Origin of the sequence: Pseudomonas sp. SJZ131 (assembly GCF_007828705.1) — a bacterium.
Lineage (GTDB): Bacteria > Pseudomonadota > Gammaproteobacteria > Pseudomonadales > Pseudomonadaceae > Aquipseudomonas > Aquipseudomonas prosekii.
Genome location: NZ_VIVC01000002.1, coordinates 677,065 through 696,396, shown reverse-complemented (window position 1 = coordinate 696,396; position 19,332 = coordinate 677,065). Strand labels below are relative to the sequence as shown.

17 protein-coding genes are annotated in these 19,332 nt (G+C 59.5%); 12 read left to right on the top strand and 5 right to left on the bottom strand.

Annotation, left to right across the window (positions count from 1 at the left end; genetic code table 11):
* Window positions 1-64: 64 nt before the first annotated feature.
* Window positions 65-1,414, bottom strand: a complete 1,350-nt coding sequence (locus tag FBY12_RS10110) for an MFS transporter (protein ID WP_145252770.1) — start codon at window positions 1,412-1,414, stop codon at window positions 65-67.
* Between the two features lie 399 nt (window positions 1,415-1,813).
* Here FBY12_RS10110 and FBY12_RS10105 point away from each other — a divergent pair, with 399 nt between their 5' ends.
* On the top strand, window positions 1,814-4,096 hold the full coding sequence (locus tag FBY12_RS10105; RefSeq protein WP_145252769.1) for a bifunctional diguanylate cyclase/phosphodiesterase: 2,283 nt from the start codon (window positions 1,814-1,816) through the stop codon (window positions 4,094-4,096).
* On the opposite strand, the gene FBY12_RS10100 is transcribed toward FBY12_RS10105, so the two are convergent.
* Window positions 3,987-4,883 (bottom strand): NAD(P)-dependent oxidoreductase, encoded by an 897-nt coding sequence (locus FBY12_RS10100; RefSeq protein ID WP_145252768.1) that lies wholly within the window; start codon window positions 4,881-4,883, stop codon window positions 3,987-3,989. The two genes, FBY12_RS10105 and FBY12_RS10100, sit on opposite strands and share 110 nt — an antisense overlap.
* 201 nt (window positions 4,884-5,084) lie before the next feature.
* Window positions 5,085-5,390: a DUF2288 domain-containing protein gene (locus tag FBY12_RS10095; protein WP_145252767.1), complete on the bottom strand. Its 306-nt coding sequence runs from the start codon at window positions 5,388-5,390 to the stop codon at window positions 5,085-5,087.
* Window positions 5,391-5,728: 338 nt separating this feature from the next.
* On the opposite strand from FBY12_RS10095, the gene FBY12_RS10090 reads away from it, so the two are divergent.
* The 5 genes from FBY12_RS10090 to FBY12_RS10070 all read left to right on the top strand — a co-directional run bounded on the left by FBY12_RS10090 (window position 5,729) and on the right by FBY12_RS10070 (window position 10,731).
* Window positions 5,729-6,856, top strand: a complete 1,128-nt coding sequence (locus FBY12_RS10090) for a branched-chain amino acid ABC transporter substrate-binding protein (RefSeq protein WP_121731024.1) — start codon at window positions 5,729-5,731, stop codon at window positions 6,854-6,856.
* Window positions 6,857-7,088: 232 nt separating this feature from the next.
* Window positions 7,089-8,012 (top strand): high-affinity branched-chain amino acid ABC transporter permease LivH, encoded by a 924-nt coding sequence (livH, locus tag FBY12_RS10085; protein ID WP_092272113.1) that lies wholly within the window; start codon window positions 7,089-7,091, stop codon window positions 8,010-8,012.
* Complete coding sequence (locus FBY12_RS10080; RefSeq protein WP_092272115.1) at window positions 8,009-9,265, top strand: high-affinity branched-chain amino acid ABC transporter permease LivM; 1,257 nt, start codon at window positions 8,009-8,011, stop codon at window positions 9,263-9,265. Before livH ends, FBY12_RS10080 begins: the two co-directional genes overlap by 4 nt.
* Window positions 9,262-10,029 (top strand): high-affinity branched-chain amino acid ABC transporter ATP-binding protein LivG, encoded by a 768-nt coding sequence (livG, locus tag FBY12_RS10075; RefSeq protein ID WP_092272117.1) that lies wholly within the window; start codon window positions 9,262-9,264, stop codon window positions 10,027-10,029. Before FBY12_RS10080 ends, livG begins: the two co-directional genes overlap by 4 nt.
* Window positions 10,030-10,731: an ABC transporter ATP-binding protein gene (locus tag FBY12_RS10070; RefSeq protein ID WP_054046931.1), complete on the top strand. Its 702-nt coding sequence runs from the start codon at window positions 10,030-10,032 to the stop codon at window positions 10,729-10,731.
* 93 nt (window positions 10,732-10,824) lie between these two features.
* On the opposite strand, the gene FBY12_RS10065 is transcribed toward FBY12_RS10070, so the two are convergent.
* Entirely contained in the window at window positions 10,825-11,739 is a 915-nt protein-coding gene (locus FBY12_RS10065) for a LysR family transcriptional regulator (RefSeq protein WP_101209352.1), read from the bottom strand.
* A gap of 105 nt (window positions 11,740-11,844) precedes the next feature.
* On the opposite strand from FBY12_RS10065, the gene FBY12_RS10060 reads away from it, so the two are divergent.
* From FBY12_RS10060 to FBY12_RS10050, 3 genes are all read left to right on the top strand, one after another.
* Entirely contained in the window at window positions 11,845-12,444 is a 600-nt protein-coding gene (locus tag FBY12_RS10060) for a short chain dehydrogenase (protein WP_145252766.1), read from the top strand.
* A 157-nt stretch (window positions 12,445-12,601) separates the two neighbouring features.
* Complete coding sequence (locus FBY12_RS10055) at window positions 12,602-13,255, top strand: COG3650 family protein (protein WP_145252765.1); 654 nt, start codon at window positions 12,602-12,604, stop codon at window positions 13,253-13,255.
* A 95-nt stretch (window positions 13,256-13,350) separates the two neighbouring features.
* Window positions 13,351-14,964, top strand: coding sequence for an NAD(P)/FAD-dependent oxidoreductase (locus FBY12_RS10050; RefSeq protein WP_145252764.1), 1,614 nt, complete (start codon window positions 13,351-13,353; stop codon window positions 14,962-14,964).
* Between the two features lie 269 nt (window positions 14,965-15,233).
* On the opposite strand, the gene FBY12_RS10040 is transcribed toward FBY12_RS10050, so the two are convergent.
* A complete protein-coding gene (locus FBY12_RS10040; protein ID WP_145252763.1) occupies window positions 15,234-16,328 on the bottom strand; it encodes a PLP-dependent cysteine synthase family protein in 1,095 nt (364 codons plus the stop codon).
* 257 nt (window positions 16,329-16,585) lie between these two features.
* On the opposite strand from FBY12_RS10040, the gene nhaA reads away from it, so the two are divergent.
* The 3 genes from nhaA to FBY12_RS10025 all read left to right on the top strand — a co-directional run bounded on the left by nhaA (window position 16,586) and on the right by FBY12_RS10025 (window position 19,302).
* The gene (nhaA, locus tag FBY12_RS10035; RefSeq protein WP_121757264.1) at window positions 16,586-17,773 is read left to right on the top strand and encodes a Na+/H+ antiporter NhaA; all 1,188 of its coding nucleotides are present in this window, start codon (window positions 16,586-16,588) and stop codon (window positions 17,771-17,773) included.
* 114 nt (window positions 17,774-17,887) lie between these two features.
* Entirely contained in the window at window positions 17,888-19,072 is a 1,185-nt protein-coding gene (locus FBY12_RS10030; RefSeq protein ID WP_145252762.1) for a colicin E3/pyocin S6 family cytotoxin, read from the top strand.
* Window positions 19,069-19,302, top strand: a complete 234-nt coding sequence (locus FBY12_RS10025) for a hypothetical protein (protein ID WP_371927404.1) — start codon at window positions 19,069-19,071, stop codon at window positions 19,300-19,302. Before FBY12_RS10030 ends, FBY12_RS10025 begins: the two co-directional genes overlap by 4 nt.
* Window positions 19,303-19,332 lie beyond the last annotated feature (30 nt).

The window sequence follows — 19,332 nt, the reverse complement described above, 5'->3', positions numbered from 1 at the left end:
CGATGCGGGCCTTTTTTTATCCACCGATCATCCCCTGTGGAAGCGAGCTTGCTCGCGATGGCGATCAGGCCGTCACTGCAGCAACTTTCGGCTCAACAACAGCCACCAATCCATCCTTCATCCGCTGCGCATCGCGCACAAAACAGCGCGACGCCATGAACAGAAACACCATGGTGAAAAACAGCGCCACCGGGATCAGGTACATCGCGTCGTGCAGGCCGACAGCCTTGAACGCTTCGGTCATCTGCTCGGCGCCCGCCGCCAACATCGCTGTATGCGCGAAGTGATCGGACAATCCGCCGACTACCACGGGCCCCAAACCGCCGCCAAGCAAATACAGACCGGCAAAAAACAGTGCCATCGCCGTCGCCCGCAAGCGCGGTTCGACCACGTCCTGGATCGCCGTGTAAACGCAGGTGTAGAAGTTGTAGGCAAACAACCAGCCCAAACTGAACACCGCGACGAACATCCCAATTTCAATCCGCCCCGCGTGCAGCGCCCACGCCGTGCACACCGTCGAGATGATCAGGCTGAACGCGGCAAACAGCAGCCGCCCATTCGCGACCCGCTGGTGAATCTTGTCGGCGACAAACCCGCCCAAGGTCAGACCGAACAACCCGGTCACCCCGACAATCACCCCGGTCGCCACCGCCGCCTCGTGCAAAGGCATCAAAAAGTAGCGCTGCAACATCGGCACCAGAAACGAGTTGCACGCATAGGTCGCGAAGTTGAAGCACAGCCCGGCCAGCACCAGCCACAGGAAGGTCGGCACCGCCAGCACGCGGCGAATCGGCCGATCTACGCGTTCCTGCGAAACCTGCACGCTTTCGGCCGCGCCGCGCTTCGGTTCCTTGATGAAAAACATGAACACCGCAAGCACCAAGCCCGGCACCGCCGCGATGAAAAACGGCGCGCGCCAACTGTCGAAGGTCTTGACCATCCAGCCGATGGTGAAAAACGCCAGCAGCAGCCCCAATGGCAAACCAAGCATGAAAATCCCCATCGCCCGCGCACGACGGTGGGCGGGGAACAGATCGCCGATCAGCGAATTGGCGGCTGGCGCGTAGCTGGCTTCGCCGATGCCGATGCCCATGCGCACCAGCAAAAACGTCCAGAAACTGCCGACCAGACCGTTAACCGCCGTCAGCCCGCTCCACGCCGCCAGGCCCCAGCCCATCAGTTTGGCGCGCGAGCCGGTGTCGGCCATGCGCCCTAGCGGCAGGCCGGCGATTGCGTAAACGATGGTGAATGCAGTGCCGATGATCCCCAGTTGGAAGTCGCTGAGGTGCCATTCCATGCGGATTGGCTCGATGATGATCGCCGGAATGGTCCGATCAAAGAAGTTGAACAGGTTGGCCAGGAACAGCAAAAACAGAATGCGCCAGGCATTCGCCGCTTGGGTCGAGTTCTGCATGGGGTCCGTCTCTTTTATTGTTATGAAGGCGTGGCTGCCCCCGGAGTCTGCAATCTAGTCAGGCGCGCTCGGCGTGTCTGTCATCATTCGCCAGCCTGATATCGAACCATGCCACACCGCCCCCCTCACCCACCTACACCGCCCCGCACCTGTGGGAGCCGAGCTTGCTCGCGATTGCGATCTGTCAGTCGCCACGCACGTTGACTGGCCTACCGCTTTCGCGAGCAAGCTCAGCTCCTACAAGTCGGTGCCGATAGCGCAGATCGCTATTAATCCCATATCGAAATCATTGACCTCACCGTGCCACTACGGCTTGAACTCTATGCATGGCCTCTATACTCCAATGCATTCGCCGACGTTTATGACGCTGGCCGGGATGACGGGTGAATGGGGCGCGCTATGGAGTGGCTTGGTTTGCAGTTCCTTACCGAGCTGCCGGAAAGTGGGCAGGTGATTCTCGACTGCACGCACAACCCGTTTCTGGTGTTGCTCGCCTATGTAGTGGCCTGCGCAGCCGGTTTCGCCACGCTGGACATGACCGAGCGTGTTGGCCATGTCGAAAAACCCGGCTCGCAACGACTTTGGCGCTGGGTCGGTGCCGGGTGCCTGGCGGGCGGCATCTGGGCCATGCATTTCATCAGCATGCTCGCGTTCCAGATACCGATTGAAGTCAATTACCAACTGCCGATCACCCTGCTCTCGCTGGTCTTCGCGCTGACGGCGTCGTGGCTGGCGATGCACACGCTCAGCCATCCTCACGTGACATTCTGGCAACTGCTGCGCGCGGCGGTGTGCATCGGCCTCGGCATCGCGACCATGCATTACGTCGGCATGGCCGCGATGCGCTCGGCGGCCACTACTTATTACGACCCGACGCTGTTCGTGCTGTCGATTGTCATCGCCATCGGCGCCAGCCTCGCCGCACTGCTGATTTCCAGCCATCTGCGCGACGGCAACGGAATGTTTCACCAGGTGCTCAAATACACCGCCAGCCTGGTGCTCGGCGCCGGCATCGTCAGCATGCACTTCACCGGCATGGCGGCACTGACCCTGGTGCTGCCCGTTGGCAGCCTGCCGACGCTGCCCGGCGAGAACAATCACCTGCAACTCGGGCTGACCGTGGCGATCATCACGTTGCTGATCATCGGCAGTTGCATCAGCGCGGCGCTGGCCGACAAGAAACTGCAAAACAAGGAATTCGACCTGCGCCGGGTCAACGCCCTGCTCAGCCAACTCGATCAGGCGCGCGTGTCGTTGCAACAAGTAGCCAATTACGACGCCCTGACCAACCTGCTCAACCGTCGCGGCTTCAACCACATCTTTGCCGAGAAACTCAACGAGAAAACCCAGAACGGCGGCTTGCTCGCGGTGATTTTCCTCGACATCGACCACTTCAAACGCATCAACGACAGCCTCGGCCACGACGCCGGTGACGAGCTGCTCAAAGTCCTTGCCCAGCACATCAAGGGCTCGGTTCGCGGGCATGACGACGTGGTTGCGCGGTTTGGTGGCGACGAATTCTGCCTGCTCATCAGCCTGCGCGATCGCGAGGAAGCGCGGCACATGGCCCAGCGCATCATGCTGAAAATGAAGGAGCCGATCGAGCTGTCCGGGCGGCGCATGGTCATGACCACCAGCATTGGTATCAGCTTGTTTCCCGAGGACGGCAAGACCTGCGAAGAACTGCTGAAAAACGCCGATCTGGCGCTCTACCAATCCAAGGGCAGCGGTCGCAACAGCCTGCATTTCTTCAGCCCCAACCTGCGGACCCGGGCAACGATGGAGCTGCAACTGGAAGAGGAATTGCGCCACGCCCTGCGCGAAGATTCTGGGTTGCTGCTGTATTACCAACCGATCTACGACCTGAAAAACGCCAAGGTCACCAAACTGGAAGCGCTGGTGCGCTGGCAACATCCGATTCACGGACTGTTGGCGCCGGATCGTTTTATCGCCATCGCCGAGGCCAATGGCTTGATCGCCGAACTGGACAATTGGGTGCTGCGCCGGGCCTGCGCGGACTTGGGCGAATTGTCCCGGCATGGCTGCGAGGAATTGAAGATCGCGGTCAACTGCTCACCGCTGAACCTGACGCGCGAAGAGCTGGCCAATGAAATCGAACAGATCCTCCACGTCACTGGCGTGGCCCCTGAGCGCCTTGAACTGGAGGTCACGGAAAATGCGCTGATGGGCAATATTGCCAACAGCCTGGTGCTGCTGCGGCAGATTCGTGCGCTCGGCGTTTCGTTGTCGATCGACGACTTCGGCACTGGTTATTCATCGCTGGCCTACCTCAAGCGCCTGCCGCTGAACACGCTGAAAATCGACCGCTCGTTTATTCAGGACATTCCCAAGGCGACTCAGGACATGGAGATCGTCCAGGCGATCATCGTCATGGCGCACACCCTGCACTTGCAGGTGGTCACCGAAGGCGTCGAGACGCTGGAGCAATACCAGTTTCTCGAACGCCACGGCTGCGACTTCGTTCAGGGTTACCTGCTGAGTCGCCCGGTACCGCTGGATGAAATCCGTGCGGTGCTCGACGAAATCAACCGGCGCCAGCACGCGCACATGGTCACTGCGCTGAATCTGGCGCGCGGTACAACTGCACTAGCGTCGACGGATCCTTTTCCAAAAAGCCCTGGCCCCCATGCAGGCGCATCAGTTGTGCGGCCAATCCGCTGATCGGCGTGGCCGAGCCTTGCTCGCGAGAAAACTTAACCGCTGTGTCGAGATCCTTGAGCAAGGTGCGCACGTGCCATTTCACCGGTTCGAAACGGCTCTCGGCCATTTGCGGCGCGAGGATCTGCAGCGGTCGGGAATCGGCAAAGCCACCGGCCAAGGCTTCGGCGATCAGGCTGGCATCGACGCCCGAACGCTCGGCCAGCGCCACTACTTCGGCGATCACCAGCGCATTGCAGGCAACGATCATCTGATTGCAGGCCTTGGTCACCTGACCGGCGCCGACGTCGCCCATGTGCGTGACGCGTTGGCCGAGGGTGAGTAATACCGGCCTGACCCGTTCAAGGTCCGCCGCCGCGCCGCCGACCATGATCGCCAGGCTGCCCGCCTCGGCGCCGACCACGCCGCCGGATACCGGCGCGTCGAGCCAGCGCATGCCGGTCTGGCTGAACAGCGCAGCGGCCATTTCCCGGGTGGCGGTTGGTTCGAGGCTGGAAAAATCCACCACTAACTGAGGACTTTTCCCACCTGCAGCGATGCCGTTCGGGCCGAACACCACTTCGCGCACCACCGCCGTGTCCGCCAGGCACAGCATCACCACGTCGGCGTGTGTGCGCAGCTCAGCCGGTGTCGCGGCTTGCCGTGCGCCCGCAGCCACCAGCGCCGCGCATTTGTCCGGGTTGCGATTCCACACCGTCAGCGGATAGCCCGCCGCCAGTAAACGCTGGCACATCGGCAAACCCATCAAGCCGATTCCGGCGAACCCGAGCGAAGGTAAAGTGGCAACCATCTGTGGCTCCTTTTTTATTGTTTTGCCCAACATTCAGAAACAATTAATCAGCCGTTAGCAGGCTCACTAAACTGTTCCCGTTACGTTTACGTCACCCTCGCCAAGAACCTTCTGTGGCCTTTCTCCACGGCAAGGTGCCATCACGCTACTCGGCTACACACTTTTAGTCGGCAGATAGGCGCACTGGTTTGGTGCGAGCGTTCAACCGTTCGCCCTTTCCTGGATCAGAATCCACGGCGAAACCACCACTGCCCACAGCTCCGGATCGCGCTCGAAAAGATCCAGCGCCCGCGTTTCAGAGAGCTTGGCGAGGCTGTCGTCAGCCAGCCAGGCAGCGACTTTCTCGCCTTCATCGGTGGCCACGGCCTCGGCGGCAGCGATCAAATCCAGGCTCGGGTCGACCCACAATAGGGCACCCTTGGCGAAGAACGGTTCGAGTTCTTTCCACGTAATAGATGCGGTCTCACCAAGCAGCTTGGCATAGAGGGTGCTAGGTTCTTCAGTCATGGGCTCTGTCCGGAAAAGAAATCGACGCGAATAATAACGTCGGTGGTCCGGCAGACAAACCCGGATGCAATTGATTGACCGAATGAAAAGTGCAGGAGAGCCAAGGATTGCTGGATATCAGCCTGAACCCCCGCCGCGATTCTGTATTTTTCTTTCAAAAAAGCGACACCCTCAGGATTTGCCCCATGGCGCCAGCTTCCCAGGCTGACAATCGGCGCTCTACACTGTACCGGTACAGTTGCCGGGGGCATTTTCCGGAGGATATCGAAGATATCTGACCCGGTTCTGCTGCTACGGCGCCAGGACTATAAAAACTACAACAGTAAGAGTGGAGCACTATGACTAAGGCTACTAAGCAGATTTCCAAACTGTTTGCCGCTATGGTTCTGGCCGGGGTTGCCAGCCATTCGTTCGCAGCTGACACCATCAAAATCGGTATTGCCGGCCCTAAAACCGGCCCTGTAGCCCAATACGGCGACATGCAGTTCAGTGGCGCAAGAATGGCCATCGAGCAGATCAACGCCAAGGGCGGCGTCGACGGCAAGAAGCTCGAAGCTGTTGAATACGACGATGCCTGTGATCCGAAACAAGCGGTAGCGGTCGCCAACAAAGTCGTCAACGACGGCGTCAAGTTCGTGGTCGGTCACCTGTGCTCCAGCTCCACTCAACCGGCTTCGGACATCTACGAAGACGAAGGCGTGATCATGATCACCCCGGCTGCCACCAGCCCGGACATCACTTCCCGTGGTTACAAAATGATCTTCCGTACTATCGGTCTGGACAGCGCCCAGGGCCCTGCCGCCGGTAACTACATCGCTGATCACGTCAAACCGAAAATCGTTGCTGTGCTGCACGACAAACAGCAATACGGTGAAGGCATCGCTACCGCGGTCAAACAGACTCTCGAGAAGAAAGGCACCAAGGTTGCCGTGTTCGAAGGCATCAATGCCGGCGACAAGGACTTCTCCTCGATGATCGCCAAACTCAAGCAAGCCAACGTCGACTTCGTTTACTACGGCGGCTACCACCCGGAACTGGGCCTGATCCTGCGTCAAGCACAGGAAAAAGGCCTCAAAGCCAAGTTCATGGGTCCGGAAGGCGTGGGTAACGACTCGATTTCGCAGATCGCCAAAGACGCTTCCGAAGGTCTGCTGGTAACCCTGCCGAAATCCTTCGACCAGGATCCGGCCAACATTGCCCTGGCTGATGCGTTCAAAGCGAAGAAAGAAGACCCAAGCGGTCCGTTCGTGTTCCCGTCCTACTCGGCTGTTGAAGTCATCGCCGGCGCCATCACTGCCGCCAAAAGCGAAGACACCGCGAAAGTGGCTGAAGCTATCCACGCCGGTACCTTCAAGACCCCGACTGGCGACCTGAGCTTCGACGCGAAAGGCGACCTGAAGGACTTCAAATTTGTGGTTTACGAGTGGCACTTCGGCAAACCAAAAACTGAAGCTTCGCCTCAGTAAGGCCTTGCCTGACTGACTGCCCACAAAGCCCACGGCGTGCCGTGGGCTTTGTTTTACGAACGTATTGGGCCGCGCTGGCGTGATCCGCCAGTCTCCCCACCTGAAAATCTCAAAACCGTCATCAGCGGTTCGCTGGCAAACCTCGATTTCGAAGTGGATGCAGATCCACGGGGCTCGAGCGGGAAAATGACTCCACCAGTGAAATGCGTATCAGGTTTTTAGGAGCGCTGTAATGCCTGACATCTATCACTTCTTCCAGCAGCTGGTTAACGGCCTGACCGTTGGCAGCACGTATGCCTTGATCGCCATCGGCTATACGATGGTTTACGGCATCATTGGAATGATCAACTTCGCCCACGGCGAGGTGTACATGATCGGTTCCTACGTGGCGTTCATCGCCATCGCCGGGCTGGCCATGATGGGACTCGACAGTGTCCCGCTCTTGATGACCGCAGGTTTTATCGCGAGCATCGTCGTCTGCAGTGCCTACGGCTACAGCATCGAACGGGTTGCCTATCGCCCCTTGCGTGGCAGCAACCGTCTGATTCCGCTGATTTCGGCCATCGGCATGTCGATCTTCCTGCAGAACACCGTTCTGCTGGCGCAAGACTCCAAGGACAAATCCATCCCCAACCTGATCCCCGGCAATCTCTCGTTCGGGCCAGGTGGCGCACATGAAGTGCTGATTTCCTACATGCAAATCGTGGTGTTTGTGGTGACCCTGGTCGCCATGCTCGGCCTGACGCTGTTCATCTCCCGCTCTCGCCTGGGTCGCGCCTGCCGTGCCTGTGCCGAAGACATCAAGATGGCCAACCTGCTGGGCATCAACACCAACAACATCATCGCCCTGACCTTCGTCATCGGTGCTGCGCTGGCGGCCGTTGCGGCCGTGCTGCTGAGCATGCAATACGGCGTGATCAACCCGAACGCCGGTTTCCTCGTCGGCCTCAAAGCCTTCACCGCTGCGGTACTCGGCGGCATCGGCAGCATCCCCGGCGCGATGCTCGGCGGGTTGGTGCTCGGGGTGGCGGAAGCCTTTGGCGCCGATATCTTCGGCGACCAATACAAGGACGTCGTGGCATTCGGCTTGTTGGTTCTGGTTCTGTTGTTCCGGCCGACCGGCATTCTGGGCCGTCCGGAGGTTGAAAAAGTATGACTAGGAATCTCAAACAGGCGCTGTTCAGCGCCCTGCTGGTCTGGGCTGTCGCCTACCCGGTACTCGGCTTGAAACTGACCATCGTCGGCATCAACCTGGAAGTTCACGGCACCAGCAACATGACACTGGCGATCATCGCCATCTGTTCGGTCCTGATGTTCTTGCGGGTGCTTTTCGACGACCCGATCAGCAAGGCGTGGAAATCCTCGCCGTCGATGCCGCTGATTCCGGCCAAGGCCAGCAACTTCCTGACCCTGCCGACCACCCAGCGCTGGATCATCATTGCGCTGATCATCGGCGCTCTGGTGTGGCCGTTCTTCGGTTCGCGCGGCGCGGTGGACATCGCGACGCTGATCCTGATCTACGTGATGCTCGGCCTCGGCCTGAACATCGTCGTCGGTCTGGCCGGCCTGCTCGACCTCGGTTATGTCGGTTTCTACGCCGTCGGCGCCTACAGCTATGCGCTGTTGTCGCACTATCTGGGTTGGAGTTTCTGGGTGTGCCTGCCGGTGGCCGGTTTGATGGCGGCGACGTTTGGCTTCCTGCTCGGCTTCCCAGTGCTGCGTTTGCGCGGTGACTATCTGGCGATCGTGACGCTGGGCTTCGGTGAAATCATCCGTCTGTTCCTGCGTAACCTCACCGACATCACCGGTGGCCCGAACGGCATCAGCAACATCGAGAAACCAACGTTCTTCGGCCTGACCTTCGAGCGCAAAGCGGCTGAGGGCATGCAGACGTTCCACGAGTATTTCGGCCTGCAATACAACTCGATCAACAAGGTGATTTTCCTTTACCTGGTCGCGTTGCTGCTGGCGTTGGCGGCGTTGTTCGTGATCAACCGTTTGCTGCGCATGCCGATCGGCCGCGCGTGGGAAGCGCTGCGCGAAGACGAAATTGCCTGCCGTGCACTGGGCCTCAATCCTACGGTGATCAAGCTGTCGGCCTTCACCCTCGGCGCGAGTTTCGCCGGTTTTGCCGGCAGTTTCTTCGCTGCCCGTCAGGGTCTGGTGACGCCGGAGTCCTTCACCTTCATCGAGTCGGCGATCATTCTCGCCATCGTCGTGTTGGGCGGCATGGGCTCGCAACTGGGCGTGATCCTCGCGGCCGTGGTGATGATCCTGTTGCCGGAAATGATGCGTGAGTTCAGTGAATACCGCATGTTGATGTTCGGCGCCTTGATGGTGCTGATGATGATTTGGCGTCCTCAGGGTCTGCTGCCCATGCAACGTCCACACATGGAGCTGCGCAAATGAGCCGCGAGATCCTTAAAGTCGAAAATCTGAGCATGCGCTTCGGCGGCTTGCTGGCGGTCAACGGCGTGGCCCTGACCGTGCACGAAAAACAGGTTGTGGCGCTGATCGGCCCGAACGGCGCCGGCAAGACCACGGTGTTCAACTGCCTGACCGGTTTCTACAAACCGAGCGGCGGCAGCATCCTGCTCGACGGTCAGGCGATTGAAGGCCTGCCCGGCCACGAGATCGCCCGCAAAGGCGTGGTACGGACCTTCCAAAACGTGCGGCTGTTCAAGGACATGACGGCGGTCGAGAACCTCTTGATCGCGCAGCACCGTCACTTGAATACCAACTTCCTCGCGGGCCTGTTCAAGACCCCGGCGTTTCGCAAAAGCGAGCGCGAAGCGATGGAATTTGCCGAGTTCTGGCTGGACAAGGTCAACCTCACGGCATTCGCCAACCGTCCTGCCGGCACCTTGGCTTACGGTCAGCAACGTCGTCTGGAAATCGCCCGTTGCATGATGACCCGTCCGCGGATCCTCATGCTCGACGAACCGGCCGCTGGTCTGAACCCGAAGGAAACCGAAGACCTCAAAGCGCTGATCAGCATGTTGCGCGAGGAGCACAACGTCACCGTGCTGCTGATCGAGCACGACATGAAACTGGTCATGAGCATTTCCGACCACATCGTTGTGATCAACCAGGGCACGCCTCTGGCCGACGGCACGCCGGCGCAGATCCGCGACAATCCTGAAGTGATCAAAGCCTACCTGGGGGAAGCGTAAATGCTGCAATTCGAAAACGTTTCCACCTTCTACGGCAAGATCCAGGCGCTGCACAGCGTCAACGTGGAAATCCGCCAAGGCGAAATCGTCACCCTGATCGGTGCCAACGGCGCGGGTAAATCGACCTTGCTGATGACCCTCTGCGGTTCGCCGCAAGCGCACAGCGGCAGCATCAAATACATGGGCGAAGAACTCGTCGGCCAGAGCTCCGCGCAGATCATGCGCAAGAGCATTGCCGTGGTGCCGGAAGGTCGTCGGGTGTTTGCCCGTCTGACCGTTGAAGAAAACCTCGCGATGGGCGGATTTTTCACCGACAAGGGCGACTATCAGGAACAGATGGACAAGGTTCTCGGACTTTTCCCACGCCTGAAAGAGCGTTTCGCCCAACGCGGCGGCACCATGTCCGGCGGCGAACAGCAAATGCTCGCCATCGGCCGTGCGCTGATGAGCAAACCCAAGCTACTGCTGCTCGATGAGCCGTCGCTCGGCCTGGCACCGATCATCATCCAGCAGATCTTCGACATCATCGAACAACTGCGCAAGGACGGTGTGACGGTGTTCCTCGTCGAACAAAACGCCAACCAGGCACTGAAAATTGCTGACCGCGCCTATGTTCTGGAGAACGGCCGCGTGGTGATGCAAGGGACCGGCGAAGCACTGCTCACCGATCCGAAAGTGCGTGAAGCGTATTTGGGCGGTTGAGGTTTAGCGTTGAATAAAAAAACGGCCTTCGGGCCGTTTTTTTATGCCTGCTCCACTCCCACAAACTCCCACAAGGTTGTGTTGGGGCGCAGATTATCGCTGGAGTCGGTCGAGGGCTTCGCCGCTGCGTTTGAACCAGCCGATCAGATAATCCGCCAGCACTTGCGTGCGTTTCGGCAGGCCGCCCTGATACGGGTGAACCAGGTACATCGGCATCCGACGCGTCTGATAATCGCGCAGGAGCCAGCGCAATCGGCCGTCAGCCAATTCCGCTTGCAGCAAGTACGACGGCAAGCGCGCAATGCCGGCGCCGGCCAGCGCGGCTTTTTTCAGCAGGCTGTAATGGTTGCTGGCGAACGGCCCCGAGACGCGCACCCGGAGCAATTCATGTTGCTGGTGGTAGAGCCATTCTTCGCGGCCGCTGTAATGACTGTTGAGCAGGCAATGATGCTCGGCCAGATCCTGCGGCGTCAGCGGTTCGCCGTATCGCTCAAGGTAGGCCGGGCTGGCGCAGGTCATTTCATTCCAGGCCAATAACGGCCGCGCGACCAGGCGTTCGTCATTGCCGACTTCGGAACGCACCGCGAGGTCAAAACCGTCGCGAGACAGATCGCGGAAGTTGTTGCTCAAATCGAGTTCGATCTGCACGTCGGGGTACTTGCCGGAGAATTCCAGCAGCAAACCATCAAAGAAGGTTTCCCCGAGCGAAACCGGAACCGTCATACGCACCGGTCCGGCCATGTCGTCCTTCAAACGCGCCAATGCCTGACGCGCCCTTTCCACTTGGACTACAAGCGCCTGCGCTTGCGGCAACAGCGCAGCGCCTGCCGCGGTCAAACTCAAACGCCGCGTGGTGCGTTGCAGCAAAACCACGGAAAACCGCGATTCCAGCAGGCTGATGCGTTTCGATAGCTGACCCTTGCTGCAGCCCAATTGCTGGGCCGCGAGGGTAAAACTGCCGGCTTCGATCAGCACGGCGAACGCCGCCAAGTCATCCATTTCGCTCATGGATTGTTTCCAATTGAAAACCAAAGGTTGCCCATTAGTGCGCTTATCCGCAGAAAAAACCACCCTAGACTGAGCCCTCGTTCAACTACTTCGAGGAACAGCACGATGAAAATTCTTTTGATTGGCGCAGGCGGTACGATTGGTTCGGCGGTCGACAAGGAGCTTTCGCAGCGCCATGAAGTGATTCGGATCGGGCGTAACAGCGGTGACTTCAACGTGGATATCAGCGACAGCGGGTCGATCCGCAAGCTGTTTGCGCAAACCGGCAAGTTCGATGCGCTGGTCTGCGCCGCCGGTAACGTAACCTTTGCGCCCCTGGGCGAAATGACTGCTGAGAGTTTTGCGCTGGGCCTCAACGACAAACTGATGGGCCAGGTCAATTTGCTGCTGATCGGCCGCGAGTTTGCCAATGATGGCGCCTCGTTCACCTTCACCACTGGCGTGCTCAGCCATGACCCGATTCGCAGCGGCGCCTCTGCAGCGCTGGTGAATGGCGCGCTCGACAGTTTCGTGCGTGCCGCCGCTATCGAGTTGCCGCGCGGTCTGCGGATCAACTCGATCAGCCCGACGGTGCTGCTGGAAGCGATGGGCAGTTATGCACCGTACTTCCGGGGGTACAAGCCGGTTCCCGCCGCCGATGTGGCGTTGGCCTACGCGAAAAGTGTCGAAGGCCTGCAAACCGGTCAGACCTTTCACGTAGGTTAAGGCGCCGCGAACCGTAGGAGCATGGCTTGCCCGCGATGGCGTTCTCGAGATTGTCATCGCGAGCAAGCATTGCTCCTACAAGGTTTGTCGTATTCGGCGGGGTTGTGATGAACGGTCAGGCTGCGTAACGTGGCGGCACTTGTCTGGAGAACCAAAGATGCGTGTTGCCCGTTCCCTCGTCCTGATCGCCCTGCTTCCGTTATTCGCCGCGTGCCAGTTGCTCGATGGCCCGCGCCAAAGTGCCGCGCATGTCGGCCAGACCCGCATGCAGGGCCAGTTGACCGCAGCCGACGGCAAACTGATGTTTCAGCCGTGCAATGAACAGCGCAGTTTCGAGGTCAATGACACGGGCGGCACCAGCGTCCTGCAGGAGGCTGCGACCCTCGCCGATGACCAGGGCAAGCTGTTTGCAGATGTGAATGGGCGCCTCGTCGAAAGCCGTCTCGATCTGCAGCAGTTGTACCGCGTCGAACGCTCCGGCGTGGCGTGCGATGACCCCAATTTCAAGATGCTGATCCTGCGCGCTGCCGGCCACGGGCCTGAGTGGAACGTCAAAGTCAGCGGCAAAGGCATGGTCATCGACCGCGCCGGCCAGCCACCATTGGCCGTGCCTTATGTGGAAGAGCAACTCGGCGATGGCCGCTTCAATCTCAGCACCGAGGCCAATAACCAGCGCATCGAACTCTGGGTGGCGCCGCAACGTTGCGTCGACAGCAGCACCGGCAGCGTCCAGCATATGAGCGCCGAACTGCGGATCGACGGCCAGGTGCAGCGCGGTTGCGGGTATTTCGGCGGGGCGCGTAACGACTGATCGTTTTTGCCTCACGGGACCGGCGTTTGGGGCTTATAATCGCCGCCTTCAAACGCCTTGGCGCAGTTGTGCGCCCCGCGAACCCGGATCCTGTCATGTTACGAATCACCGAACTCAAGCTGCCGATCGACCATCCCGAAGAAGACCTGCGCCCTGCCATCGTCCAGCGCCTGGGCATCGCCAGTGATGAACTGCTCGATTTCACCTTGTTCAAGCGCAGCTACGATGCGCGCAAGAAGTCTTCCGAATTGTGCTTCATCTATACGATCGACCTCAGCGCCAAGGATGAGGCGGCGTTGCTGCACAAATTCGCCGATGACCGTAACGTCAACGTCGCGCCGGATGTCAGCTACAAAGTCGTCGGCCAGGCGCCAGCCGATCTGCAGCAACGGCCGATCGTCGTCGGTTTTGGCCCGTGCGGGATTTTCGCCGGGCTGTTGCTGGCGCAAATGGGCTTCAAGCCGATCATTCTCGAACGCGGCACCGAAGTCCGTCAGCGCACCAAAGACACTTGGGGCCTGTGGCGCAAAAGCGTGCTCAACCCGGAATCCAACGTGCAGTTTGGTGAGGGCGGCGCGGGGACTTTCTCCGACGGCAAGCTTTACAGCCAAATCAAGGACCCTAAGTTCATCGGCCGCAAAGTCCTGCATGAGTTCGTCAAGGCCGGTGCGCCGGAAGAGATTCTCTACGTCAGCAAACCGCACATCGGTACGTTCCGACTGACCGGCGTGGTGGAAAACATGCGCGAGCAGATTCGTGCGCTGGGCGGCGAAGTGCGCTTTCAGCAGCGGGTCACCGACGTGTTGATCGAGGACGGCCAATTGCTCGGCGTGGAGCTGGATGGCGGCGAACAGATTCATTCAAAACACGTGATTCTGGCCCTCGGCCACAGCGCCCGCGACACCTTCCGCATGCTTCACGGCCGTGGCGTGTTCATGGAAGCCAAGCCGTTCTCGGTGGGTTTCCGCATTGAACACCCGCAGTCGCTGATCGACCGCGCACGGCTGGGCAAATACGCTGGCCACCCGAAACTCGGGGCCGCCGACTACAAACTGGTGCACCACGCCAAGAATGGCCGTTCGGTTTACAGCTTCTGCATGTGCCCGGGCGGTACGGTGGTCGCGGCCACATCCGAGCCGGGCCGCGTGGTCACCAACGGCATGAGCCAGTATTCGCGCAACGAGCGAAATGCCAACTCCGGCATCGTTGTCGGCATTACCCCGGAAGTCGATTATCCGGGCGGTCCACTGGCCGGCATCGAGTTGCAGGAACGCCTGGAATCCCACGCTTTTGTGCTCGGTGGCAGCAACTACGAAGCGCCAGCGCAACTGGTCGGCGACTTTATCGCGGGCAAGCCGTCGACCGAGTTGGGCAGTGTCGAGCCCTCTTACAAGCCGGGCGTGGCACTGGGTGATCTGGCGTTGGCTTTGCCAGCATTTGCGATTGAAGCGATCCGTGAAGCGTTGCCAGCGTTTGAAAAGCAGATTCGCGGTTACTCGCTGCATGACGCGGTGTTGACCGGCATCGAGACACGCACGTCGTCGCCGCTGCGGATTACCCGCAACGAGTCGATGCAAAGCATGAACGTCAAAGGCCTGTTCCCGGCCGGTGAAGGCGCAGGTTACGCGGGCGGCATTCTGTCAGCGGGCGTCGACGGCATCCGCATCGCCGAAGCCGTCGCGCGCGACATCCTCGGCCTGCCAGCCTGACCTTGAAATCGGCAAACACTGCAAAACCCTGTGGGAGCGAGCTTGCTCGCGATAGCGGAAGTCCAGTCAACTAATCTGTTGAATGTTCAGCCCTCATCGCGAGCAAGCTCGCTCCCACATTGGTTCGCACGACAAAAATCCTCTGTAGGAGCGAGGCTTGCCCGCGAAGACGGTTTCCGATTCAGCGCATCTGTTGAATGTTCAGCCCTCATCGCGAGCAAGCTCGCTCCCACATTGGTTCGCCTTGCTCATGCAACAGCAGTTTTGCTTCAGATGTTGGCGCGCAGGACGCTGTCGGGTAGCGGCTCGCCGCGCTCGGCACTGGCGGCGACCGCTTCGATCAATCCGCTCAACTCGTAGCCTTGGCCCTTGAGCCAATCCTCGTCGTAGTAGGTCGCGGCATAACGTTCGCCGCCATCGCACAAGATCGCCACGATGGACCCCGACTGCCCCGCCGCGACCATTTCCCGGCCCGCGATCAATGCGCCAATCAGGTTAGTCCCGCTCGACCCACCCACTCGCCGGCCCAGGCGCTGCGCCAGGTAATGCATGGCCGCCAACGACAAAGCGTCCGGCACCTTGACCATCGCATCGATCACCTTCGGCAAGAACGACGCTTCCACCCGAGGTCGGCCAATGCCTTCGATTCGCGAACCGTATTCCAGCCGCAAACTTGCATCGCCCGTCTGGTAATAGTCAAAAAACACCGAACGCTCGGCATCGGCGCACAGCACGCGGGTGCAATGCTGGCGATAGCGCACGTAACGACCCAACGTCGCGGTAGTGCCGCCGGTGCCGGGGCTGGAAATCAGCCAGCTCGGCTCCGGATGCTGCTCGAAGCGCATCTGTTGGAAGATCGACTCGGCAATGTTGTTGTTCGCGCGCCAGTCGGTCGCGCGCTCGGCATAGGTGAACTGGTCGATAAAGTGGCCATCATGCTCGCGCGCCAGGCGCTCAGACTCGGCGTAGATCTGCGTCGGGTCCTCCACCAGATGGCTGTTGCCACCATAAAAAGCGATCTGCGCAATCTTCTCTTTCGACGTCGTCGCGGGCATCACCGCAATAAACGGCAAGCCCAACATCCGCGCGAAATACGCCTCGGAAATCGCCGTCGAACCGCTCGACGCCTCGATTACCGGCGCGCCGGGCTTGAGCCAGCCGTTGCACAACGCATACAGGAACAGTGAACGGGCCAGCCGATGTTTGAGGCTGCCAGTGGGATGGCTCGATTCATCCTTGAAGTACAACTCGACGCCGGGCAAACCCGGGAGCGGCAAGGGGATCAGGTGGGTGTCGGCGCTGCGCTGGAAGTCGGCTTCAATGATCTGGATCGCTTCGCGGGCCCACTGTCGGGTGTCGCTCATGGTGGTTATCTCAATGAATCAAGCAAGAGTCGTCCTTGTTTCAAGGCTCAACGCACAAGCTTAGGAGAATTCCTACAGCACGCACAGATACAGCCTAGGCCCAATAACACCGGGAACTGCTAGGCTCTTTGCGCATTGCTCTGCACAGCCATCAACCCGGTAAAGGCATATAACAAAAAAGAATATAACTTTTGTTTTAACAACTAACGGTACAGGTTAGGGTGTGCCACCTTTTGAATCATCGATGGAGAGCGACCTTGCCTCTGCGTAGCACGTTCACACGTTTCTTCCAGCTGGAAGCCGCCAGCGGTCTGCTACTGATCGCCGCCGCCGCTTTGGCTTTAATCATCAACAATTCCTCGTTGTCGTGGCTGTATAACGGCCTGCTCGACACCCCCGTGGTGGCGCAGATTGGCGCGTTGAAAATCGCCAAACCGTTGCTGCTGTGGATCAACGACGGGCTGATGGCGCTGTTCTTTCTGCTGATCGGTCTGGAAGTGAAACGCGAGGTCCTCGACGGCCAATTGTCGAAACCCTCGCAGATCGTCCTGCCCGGCGCGGCGGCGATTGGCGGCATGGTCGTGCCGGCGTTGATCTACTGGTTCATCAACCGCCACGACCCGGCAGCGCTGGGCGGCTGGGCCATTCCAATGGCCACCGATATCGCGTTCGCCCTCGGCGTGCTGGCCCTGCTCGGCAAACGTGTGCCGGTGTCGCTGAAATTGTTCCTGATGACCTTGGCGATCATCGACGATCTCGGCGCCATCATCGTCATCGCGATTTTCTATTCCGGCACCCTCTCGACCCTGTCGCTGGCCTTGGCTGGCGCCTGCATCGTCGCGCTGATTGCGATGAACCGGCTCGGCGTGGTCAAGCTCGGGCCGTACTTGATCATCGGCATGATCCTGTGGGTGTGTGTGCTCAAAAGCGGTGTCCACGCGACACTGGCCGGCGTGACGCTGGCGTTTTGCATCCCGCTGCGCACCAAAAATGCCGAACCCTCGCCGCTGATGACCCTGGAGCACGCGCTGCATCCGTGGGTGGCTTACGGGATTTTGCCGCTGTTCGCTTTCGCCAACGCCGGCCTGTCCCTGAGCGGCGTCACCGTCGACAGCTTCACCCATCACGTGCCGATGGGCATCGCCATCGGCCTGCTACTGGGCAAAACCTTGGGCGTGTTCGGCCTGACTTGGCTCTCGGTCAAAACCGGCATCGCCGCCCTGCCCCAGGGCGCCAATTGGGGTCAGGTGCTGGGCGTCGCCATCCTCTGCGGCATCGGTTTCACCATGAGTCTGTTTGTCGGCTCGCTGGCGTTCGTGCCAGGCGCCAGTGATTACGCGGGAATGGACCGAATGGGCATCCTGACCGGCTCGATCATGGCCGCGTTGATTGGTTATGCGGTGACGGCGGCAGCAAGTCGCAAACGCGGTATAGCGGTCAATTAGAGAACACTCCCAGCCACATTAAGGAACCGTCCTACAGTCACGCTCAGTGACCTTCGTTAACGTCGCGTAGCCCCTTTATTCGGGGCTGCCGATGGACGAATGAAAGGACGAGCAGTGGCTGGCAACAAGGATATTCCAAGGATTAAAAACCCTCCCGCGGGTGACGGTCATCACGTCACCCACCGCTTGATGAGCGCCACCGAGCTGGCCGACCGAGACGCCCGGCAAAATGCCTACGACGCCATGCTCGCCCGGCAGGAAGCCTTCGAACGCACGCTGGCGCTCTCCCCCACAAAAAAACAACAAGCCATCCGCGCCGGATGTGTCTTCGCCAAGTCCTGCAAATTGCCGGACGCCATCATCGATTACTCCAACCCTTCGGGCATGGTGCCCACCGATAGCCTCAAGGACTACGGGGAAATCGCGTGGCTCGGTGCTCGCGGAGCGGGCGATGCAGGCTTGCTGGATCTTCAAACGATCAGTGGCTCGACCGTCTCATTAGGCATTGGCCGACTGGCGCTTCAAATTCCCGCTCTCACAGCCCCCGCGGCCATCACCGCAGCAGGAGCTGCCACGCTGGCCGGGGTGGTCGCGCTCTTCTGGACACCAAGCCTGGGCGATAGCGCGCTGTACACCGAAGAGCAACTGCGGGCGCTGAAACAGGCTCGCATTCGGGTTCGCCTCAGGGTTGAGCAGCAGGTTGACGGCAGCTTGAAAGGTTACGGCTTTTACACCGGCAAGCACCGCGAATGGGAAATGGTCGATGTTGTGAAGTTCAACGTGCGCGGTAGTCAGCAAATAGCTGATCTGGGCGATGGGATAGAGCTGATCTGGACACCAGCGGTGGATGGATCTGACATTCTCGGCATCCCCAAACTGGAAGCCGCCCCGCAAGCACCGCACATCTGGGTGTACCCACCGACCGAGGCCGCCGCTGGCATCATCGTGAACCCGGTTTATCCGCCGGATTACAAGGATTTCATCCTGGTGTTTCCGGCAGGGTCGGGGGTGAAGCCGGTTTATATTGTGGTGAGTGTTCCTACTCACAAATATCACCCGGCGCCGACAGATCTCACTGCGTTTCCTGATGCAGTGAAGGCAAACCGGAAAACTACCGTCAAGGGCGGCGGAGGTCTGCGAAAACGATGGAAAACTTCGACAGGGGTCATTTTCGAATGGGACTCACAGCACGCAACCGTCGAAATGTACGACAGACGTGGTCGTCACCTCGGTGAATTTAATCCAGAGACTGGCGAACAGACCAAACCTGCAGATAAGACAAGGAAAGTAGAACCGTGATTTTCTATCTGATTGAAGCTTTCGACAAAGAAACCGAGCTACTCGCGTTCGAGGAACAAGTACCCAACGGATTCGATGAGCAGGTGAAAAAAATCATGGGATGGACCGCAGACCAACAGGGATGGGAGGGATACGACCTCACACGGACGCAGCTCTCTGCGCTAGAAGAAATAATGGAGAAGAACATTTACGACCCGGCGTACATCTTTCAACTCAGCTGCAATGCTTAGGTCGCACAAACAAAAAACCCCGACCAGTCA

Coding starts and splice junctions, on each gene's coding strand:
- FBY12_RS10110 (WP_145252770.1), bottom strand. CDS start 1,414: ATGCAGAACTCGACCCAAGCGGCGAATGCCTGGCGCATTCTGTTTTTG.
- FBY12_RS10105 (WP_145252769.1), top strand. CDS start 1,814: ATGGAGTGGCTTGGTTTGCAGTTCCTTACCGAGCTGCCGGAAAGTGGG.
- FBY12_RS10100 (WP_145252768.1), bottom strand. CDS start 4,883: ATGGTTGCCACTTTACCTTCGCTCGGGTTCGCCGGAATCGGCTTGATG.
- FBY12_RS10095 (WP_145252767.1), bottom strand. CDS start 5,390: ATGACTGAAGAACCTAGCACCCTCTATGCCAAGCTGCTTGGTGAGACC.
- FBY12_RS10090 (WP_121731024.1), top strand. CDS start 5,729: ATGACTAAGGCTACTAAGCAGATTTCCAAACTGTTTGCCGCTATGGTT.
- livH (WP_092272113.1), top strand. CDS start 7,089: ATGCCTGACATCTATCACTTCTTCCAGCAGCTGGTTAACGGCCTGACC.
- FBY12_RS10080 (WP_092272115.1), top strand. CDS start 8,009: ATGACTAGGAATCTCAAACAGGCGCTGTTCAGCGCCCTGCTGGTCTGG.
- livG (WP_092272117.1), top strand. CDS start 9,262: ATGAGCCGCGAGATCCTTAAAGTCGAAAATCTGAGCATGCGCTTCGGC.
- FBY12_RS10070 (WP_054046931.1), top strand. CDS start 10,030: ATGCTGCAATTCGAAAACGTTTCCACCTTCTACGGCAAGATCCAGGCG.
- FBY12_RS10065 (WP_101209352.1), bottom strand. CDS start 11,739: ATGAGCGAAATGGATGACTTGGCGGCGTTCGCCGTGCTGATCGAAGCC.
- FBY12_RS10060 (WP_145252766.1), top strand. CDS start 11,845: ATGAAAATTCTTTTGATTGGCGCAGGCGGTACGATTGGTTCGGCGGTC.
- FBY12_RS10055 (WP_145252765.1), top strand. CDS start 12,602: ATGCGTGTTGCCCGTTCCCTCGTCCTGATCGCCCTGCTTCCGTTATTC.
- FBY12_RS10050 (WP_145252764.1), top strand. CDS start 13,351: ATGTTACGAATCACCGAACTCAAGCTGCCGATCGACCATCCCGAAGAA.
- FBY12_RS10040 (WP_145252763.1), bottom strand. CDS start 16,328: ATGAGCGACACCCGACAGTGGGCCCGCGAAGCGATCCAGATCATTGAA.